This window comes from Paraburkholderia sp. BR14320, assembly GCF_040948665.1.
Classification (GTDB): Bacteria; Pseudomonadota; Gammaproteobacteria; order Burkholderiales; family Burkholderiaceae; genus Paraburkholderia; species Paraburkholderia youngii.
In genome coordinates this window covers 1-1,268 of record NZ_JBFPKG010000186.1, presented here as the reverse complement: position 1 = coordinate 1,268, position 1,268 = coordinate 1, and the positions used below count along the sequence as shown (strand labels likewise).

3 protein-coding genes are annotated in these 1,268 nt (G+C 58.3%); 2 read left to right on the top strand and 1 reads right to left on the bottom strand.

What is annotated here, in order from left to right; all coding sequences use genetic code 11:
• Positions 1-395 (top strand): transposase (locus AB3X89_RS39725; RefSeq protein WP_368587996.1); only part of this gene is annotated, 395 nt, incomplete at its 5' end.
• Positions 396-436: 41 nt separating this feature from the next.
• Here the strand turns inward: AB3X89_RS39725 and AB3X89_RS39720 are convergent.
• Positions 437-580 carry a hypothetical protein gene (locus AB3X89_RS39720; protein WP_368587995.1) on the bottom strand — a complete coding sequence of 48 codons (144 nt, stop codon included), beginning with the start codon at positions 578-580 and terminating at the stop codon, positions 437-439.
• A gap of 80 nt (positions 581-660) precedes the next feature.
• Between AB3X89_RS39720 and AB3X89_RS39715 the strand changes: the two genes are divergently transcribed.
• A complete protein-coding gene (locus tag AB3X89_RS39715) occupies positions 661-1,128 on the top strand; it encodes a CesT family type III secretion system chaperone (protein ID WP_368587994.1) in 468 nt (155 codons plus the stop codon).
• Positions 1,129-1,268: the final 140 nt, after the last annotated feature.

Here is a 1,268-nt window from a genome sequence, read left to right as displayed (position 1 = left end):
ACAAGGCGGGCAACACGGTGGATTTCCTGCTGCGCGCCCATCGGGACAAGGCCGCGGCGCGCCGCTACTTCGAGAAGGCGATTGAACAGAACGGCGAGCCCGAGACAATCACCGTGGACAGGAGCGGCGCCAATCTGGCTGCGCTTGAAGCGCTCAATGCCGAGCGCTTAACGCCGATCAAGGTCCGGCAAAACAAATACCTAAACAACTTCGTCGAGCAGGATCACCGTGCCATCAACCGCATCATCAAACCAATGATGGGGTTCAAGGATTTCCGCTGTGCGCGCATCACCCTGTCTGGCATAGAGATCGCACACATGATCCGCAAGGGGCAGATGTGTGACGATGGCGTCGCCTCGACTGCAGCCGAACAATTCTATTCTCTCGTGATGTAACCAATCCTCTTCATCTCAGGCGCCTGATCGTCGCATCGTCCTTAACGCGACACAACCAGATCTTGCGGTACATCGTTGGCGCTTCGCGCCGTGATCGCGTTTGCTTCTGCCATGCGGATCACCTCGCATACCAAATCTCCGTTTCGCACCGGCGGTCTTGCCGCGTCCACCACTTTCTGCATCATCGGCTCCTTCAACTGGAAACGAATATCACCTGCGCTGAAACCCGCAACCACTTGTACGAATTTCTAACCCGGGACACTAGTTGCACGTCAACGATAGTTCGGAGCGCTACTCAGCATTGGTGCGTGACCTGTGCGCGACGGTCGGCCTCGCGGATGCCGACTATGTGCTGCGCACTCGCTCGATCGAGGTCGAAGGCTTTGACGTCCGGCTCGAACACTTCGAGAACGATCTGGACGCACTGTACGTGAATTTTCATTACGGCACGGTGACGTCCGGCCGCACGCTCGTCGTATTCCGGCTGATGCTTGAGGCCAACCTCCTGATCTACGCCCAGGACCAAGCACAACTCGGACTCGATACGGACACTGGAAGTATCGTGCTCGTGCTGCGCGTGCCCATGAGCGACGACGTCGACGGCGCCGCACTCGCCGATCTGCTCTCGCACTATGCCGAGCATGGCCGCTATTGGCGCAAGAGCATCATCGAATCGACGGAAGAGATGTTCGAAGGGATCGTCGCGGGAGAGTTCTCGTGGCTGCGCGCATAGTGGAGCCGCCTGAACTGAGCCGCCCCGGGTTTTCCGGAGACCGTTTTGCTTGCGTCATGCCACAGTGACAGACTCAGCGAGATTTGCATAGTAAGCGGCTTCTGCCTCGGCAGGTGGAATGTTGCCGATGGGGCCGAAGA